General features: G+C 35.8%; 4 protein-coding genes. 2 read left to right on the forward strand and 2 right to left on the reverse strand.

Features of this window, described 5'->3' with window-relative positions:
- The first annotated feature begins 10 nt into the window (after positions 1-10).
- Entirely contained in the window at positions 11-1,741 is a 1,731-nt protein-coding gene (locus BI291_RS11510) for a HAMP domain-containing sensor histidine kinase (RefSeq protein WP_074498905.1), read from the forward strand.
- A gap of 130 nt (positions 1,742-1,871) precedes the next feature.
- Positions 1,872-2,792 carry a recombination-associated protein RdgC gene (gene rdgC, locus BI291_RS11515; protein WP_074498906.1) on the forward strand — a complete coding sequence of 307 codons (921 nt, stop codon included), beginning with the start codon at positions 1,872-1,874 and terminating at the stop codon, positions 2,790-2,792.
- Between the two features lie 42 nt (positions 2,793-2,834).
- On the opposite strand, the gene BI291_RS11520 is transcribed toward rdgC, so the two are convergent.
- A complete protein-coding gene (locus tag BI291_RS11520; protein WP_074498907.1) occupies positions 2,835-3,677 on the reverse strand; it encodes an HDOD domain-containing protein in 843 nt (280 codons plus the stop codon).
- Positions 3,678-5,400: 1,723 nt separating this feature from the next.
- On the reverse strand, positions 5,401-5,577 hold the full coding sequence (locus BI291_RS18435) for a hypothetical protein (protein ID WP_175573116.1): 177 nt from the start codon (positions 5,575-5,577) through the stop codon (positions 5,401-5,403).
- Positions 5,578-6,000: the final 423 nt, after the last annotated feature.

Consider the following 6,000-nt stretch of genomic DNA (forward strand, 5'->3'; position numbering starts at 1 on the left):
AGAAGATAAAATGAAAATAACAAGTATCTCTCGCAAATTGCTTACTAGAGTTTTGTCTTTTTATTTTGTCTTAACCTTTCTAGTCACATGTGTGCAAATTGGCGCCGAATATATCAATACCAAAAAGCATATTAATGATGAATTACAAACCTTAGAAAAAACGTTCTCAAGTAGTTTAACTAGAGCAGTATGGGAACTTAATACACAACAAGCCATTGATATTGCAGAAGGCCTTGTGGCTATTCCAATGATAAAAGGTATAAAAGTTACCGATGAAAACAATCAAGTAATTACGCAGCTTGGTGCCAACGCATCACTTTCCGATACACAAATAAGAAAAGCTGACTATTTAAATATTAACGCCTTTTCTGACAGCTTGTTTGGCCACTCATTTCCCTTAATTTTTGAGTTTTCAGGCCGTACCACTAAAGTTGGTTCAGTAACTTTACTTTCAAGTAACCAAGTTATCTTTAATCGGATAGAAGTGGGTATTTACTTTCTTATTGGTAATGCAATGGTGAAAACAGCGGCATTAATGTTATTGTTTTCCTTTGCCTTTTCTCAATTGTTAACGAACCCTCTCAACGAACTTACCGAGCAAATTAACCAGTTTGATATGGACGACCCAGAAGCGTCGAAAATCCACATGGTTAATTATGAACAAAATGAATTAAGTGTCTTACAAAACGCCTACAATAATTTGTTATCTGAACTAGCAAAGTATAAAGAGGAACTTGCCCAGGCACAGAACGAGATAATTGCTTCAAACCGAAAACTCGACGAGCAAAATTTAATGTTAGAGCAAGAAGTAGCTCGCAAGACATCTTCATTAAGTACCACTATGTTAAAAATGGAACGCCAACAGCGTGAATTACTTACTCAACAAAGCCAATTAAAAGAAGAAAATAAACGTCGAAGCATCACTGAAAAAACCCTCATTGATACTAACAAAGAACTCAAAAGCTCTATCAATGAATTAAATAAAGCACAAGGCCGTTTGCTTGAATCAGAGAAAATGGCAGTATTAGGTGCTTTATCAGCAGAAGTATCTCACGAGATAAACACACCTATTGGCGTAAGTATTACTTCTGTCAGTTACCTTGCCGACCTTCTCACCGAGTTAAACAACGGCATTGAAGAACAAAAGCTAAGCAAACGTAGCCTTGAAGACTTTACTCAAAATGCCGGTCAAAGCGTTTCATTATTAATAAACAATCTCAATAGAGCTTCTGAATTAATTTCCAGCTACAAACAAGTCGCAGTAGATCAAACCAGTGATAAGATCAGACAAATAAATGTAGCAAAATATCTTGATGAAATTATTCAATCACTGCACCCTAAACTCAAGAAAACCAACCATAGAATAAAAGTAAATTGCCCTGAAAACTTAGACGTATATTGCCATGCAGGCGCAATATCACAGATTTTCACTAACTTAATCATCAACTCAATTATTCATGGATTTGATGGTATCAATCGAGGAGAAATTAACATAGATGTTCATATGAACAACAAAGATGTAGAAATTATTTACCAAGACAATGGTGTTGGTGTACCCGAAACCCAATTACCCTTGCTATTCGACCCTTTTTTCACCACAAAAGCAGGAAAAGGTGGCACTGGATTAGGTACTCATATTGTGCATAACCTTGTCACAGACACCCTCAACGGTACCATTCACGCTGAATCACAAAAAGGCCATGGATTAACCTTCACCATTAATTTTACTGATATGCAGTGATCCCTTCTTTTGCTATTTGTAGTTCAATAACTTTTCAAACATAAACTAATGATTAATTAATCATGTTAATTGGTATAAGATAACGCCCTTTCAAAAATAAAAGGCGAATTATCGCCCACGAGAGTTTTCAATGTGGTTTAAAAATTTATACTTTTTCGCTTTTACGCGTCCTTTCGAGTGGTCAGAGCAAGACTTGATCAAACATCTAAATGAACATTTATTTACTCCTTGTGCATCAACTGAAATGTCACACTTTGGCTGGGTTAACGCCTTAGGAAAACATGGTGACTCAGTAGTGCATTCGGTCAATGGCAATCACCTATTGTGTGCACGTAAAGAGGAAAAGATTTTACCTGCCCCGGTGATCAAAGAAATGTTAGAAGAGAAAATGGCCTTGCTAGAAAACGAGCACGGTCGCAGTGCAACAAAAAAAGAAAAAGAACAATTTAAAGAAGACATCATTTTTGAATTACTACCAAGAGCCTTTTCCCGTGTTACAGACACTCACGGCTATGTCAATGCAGAGCACAATATCATTGTAATCAATTCAAGTAGTCGCGCTAAAGCGGAAGACTTTTTAGCGTTACTTCGTAAAGTGTTAGGCACTTTACCTGTCACCAGCGTATCTCCTGAAAAAGCGCCGGATGAGTTAATGACAGATTGGTTAACTGAAAACAATCTTGGAGAGTCATTTGAATTAGGGACAGAAGCAGAACTACACGGGTTAGGTGATGATGGAGCGATAGTGCGTGTTAAAAACCAAGATTTAACAAGCGATGAAATGAAAAGCCATTTAGATGCCGAAAAGTTTGCTGTTAAATTAGAGCTTGTTTGGGATGACGCTTTATCTTGTATCCTCTGTGATGATTTCGCTATAAAGCGTTTAAAATTCTTTGATGTGTTACATGAACAAAATGAAGATATCGACAAAGATGACGTAGTAGCACGCCTTGATGCAGATTTTGCATTAATGGCCGGAGAAATTAACCGTTTTATTGGCGATTTACTGCATGAATTTAATTGTAAAACAACAGATTACCTAGAGAGTTAATTTGTTAATTAATGTTTAGTTAAAAAGGCGAAAATCGTCTTTTTAACTAAACATATTCTTAACATCCTGATACATGTCTTTAAACTCATCTGACGACATAAAATCAATATCAGGTAATATTCCTTTGGCAACATAACTTTTTAATAATACCTCTTGTGTCGATTCATTTTTGAAAATGCCATTATAAATTGCGCCTGCACGGATAAAATCTAAATAATGTACTTCTGCGGGTAATACCGTTAAATCACTCCAATTGAGTACAATATCGGTAAATTCTTGTGATAACCCCCACGCAATGGTTATTTCAGCACCTATTTTATTTGAAAGCTTAATAATTGCTTGTTGCAAAAATGTTGGATTGGCGAACACATCAGGGTGATTCTCAGCTTCCGTTAATATGGGTAGCACACCAATGCTATGAATAAGCGCAGCTAAGGTAAGAGTGTCTAATGTCAAAGGGCTGTGCTTATGATCGCGTTGATAAAATGTCATCAAAACCATAGCAACTGATGCGACCTCGATCGTTTTAGCCCACGATTTTTTCAAGTATAAAGAAACAATTTCATTTTCAGAAACAAACACCTGCTCTAACGCCATAGCTGTTGCAACACTTTTTATTTGTCTCAAACCAATACGAGTGACAGCTTGATTGACGGTCTCGACTTTTACCCCTCGACCTAATATGGCACTGTTTGCGACTTTCAACATGCCCATTGACAGAGCAGGATCGTGTGCAATTATATCGCTCATATCTCCTAGGTTAATTTGCGGATCATCTGCCGCTTCTCTTACCCTTAATGCAACTTCTGGCAGCGTCGGTAGTACAAGTGATTTTTGTTTAATTTTTTCAACAAGGATGGTGTACAACGCATTCTCTGTTCCCATTTGTTACGCCCTATAAATAATTGTTAATCCATTTAAAAATAGCACACTATTTTAATGCGTGTAGTGCTTTCATCAACGTTTATCGATATTTATTTAATGAGCATTAGTTAAACTTGTCGCTTTGAATACAAATCAGTTAGAAACGCTTGTAGCAGGCAAAAGTTATCGTAATTTATTATATAATATTCATTGCACAGGGGGTTCGCCACCTTTATCATTAAGAATTCAGCTTATTCTCACACGCACGATGAAGACCTGTTCCCAATAATTTTTAATAATCTCCCATTTAAACAATTAGAGTGATAAGCTTGCATTAGTGATGATTAAAAAGATCTTTCCAAGACTTTCTTTATCGCGACAAAGTAGAATAATAGAAACATCACTAAACCAAAAATTTAGTTGCATAGTGCAAAACCTAATCCATCACTTTTCGACCCTTCACTTGTAGCAAATTAAAATTCCTCAGTGATCGCCAACAATAAAGTTTTGGTGAAACCAGCTTGAAATGTTCAAAGCTTTAAGTCTTTGCTTAGTAAAAAATGCTAGTTTAAAAGGTTATTTTGACAACTTAAACCACTTTAAAAAGTTTACATTCAGCGCATAAAGTATGAGGTAAATACCTATGGCAATGGCTCCAATGTGACTAAAAGTATAACCTTGCTCCACATTAAAAAAGTTAAGGCCAATGCTCTCTGAATATATAAAAAAGACACCCCAAAAAAAACTTGGTAACCTGAAAATCATGATATTACCCCGTTATAGCTCTACAGTAGGCATTTGCCCCCATTTAAAACCCCATAGAAAAGAAGCCAATAAAACCATTTGTTCGCAAAAAACCTTTAAAGCGCTCGCAGTTTTGATCTGTTTCAAACTGTTTTTGGGCTCCATATAAATTCCGGGAGCCTTTTTGAATCAGCATTTCCTTTATAGTTGGGCCTAATCTTTCTAATGCAAGCGCGGTATATGAAAGAGGGCTTAGATCACTTGCTAATTTATATGCTTTTCCATAATCTTTCTCAATGCAAGCTTGAAATGCCTTTTCTTTTTTTGCTCTATCGGATATTCCACTGGAAGAACTGCCGCCGCTAATTATACTTAACCTGTAGATTGAAAAAGTTTAGATGAAGAATAATCATATGAAATTTTTTATTATTATAGGCACATTGAAACATTAATGATATTGACGGGCTTCTTAGGAAACGCAGTAGCATAATTTCTAGTAAAAGAAACTTGAGAGTAAGAGTAAAGTAATGATTAACACAATAAAGAAAAAACAAACTCCAATTATGTTGTTCCCTTCTTGTTTTTGTTGGTGTTGCTCTTTAAATGCAGCTAACTGATCATCATTAAAAGCTGAGCAGTGGTTGCATTGTTTTAATGACTTTGCATAGTACAGCCCACACCTCTTGCAGCGCTTTTGTTTTAAAACCCTTAGTCTCCATGCAAAACTCATTTCTATTGACATTATAAAGCCTTTGTATTTAATTTACTCATGGCCCCGAAAACTTATTTAGTTTGACGGGGCTATGTTGTAAAGCGACTACTATTTCTTGTTGAGTCGCCTATATAACTCTAGTACAACCGCTGTTATTAAAAAGTAAGAGATAAATTCTAATATCCCACTTTTAAATCCTACGTATTTATCATACAAAGCGTATGATATTACCAATATAAATAATAGTAATAATATTTTTACGATAGTTACTAGAGTAATATTTTTCATTTAAAACCACATAATTTTTAAAGCGTATGCAGCAGCTCCTAGCGCAGCCCCACCAAGACCAAAGCGAGCACCAGAAGAGACTGCACCAACAAACCCTTCCATTGTTGCTTCGCCCCAACAATATTTAGCACAACCACCATCTACTTGTTCAATTTCATTTACGTTTAATTCTCGCATAATATTACGCTCCATGAATCCAGCATTGTCTAATAAATAACACTGGTTTGTTAATTCGCTCAACCTCACTATGAATACGAGCGATTAATAAGGCAGACTTTACTTTCTTACGCGAACGTTCACTAAAGGCAGCCGCTTTTATTTCCTGAAAAACATTTAATATGAAATCTGACAGAAAAATCTTCATACACTTGATTGCAATACTGGTTTCTCATCATCAGAAATCAGTACGGTAATCCATATTCAGAAGATAGAGTCAAAGGTAGAATGGACAACTAAAGGTGGCAATTTAAAAACATTGTAAAAAGCTTGTATAAATGTTGGCTAGGTGTCCACTTCCCTTAAACTGAGACAGACATAATTAGAGTTTTCTGTAATGATTAATGCAGGAGACGACTATGAAAAAATCACGCTATACAGAAT

The sequence above is a fragment of the Thalassotalea sp. PP2-459 genome, assembly GCF_001913705.1.
GTDB classification, from domain to species: Bacteria; Pseudomonadota; Gammaproteobacteria; order Enterobacterales; family Alteromonadaceae; genus Thalassotalea_C; species Thalassotalea_C hakodatensis.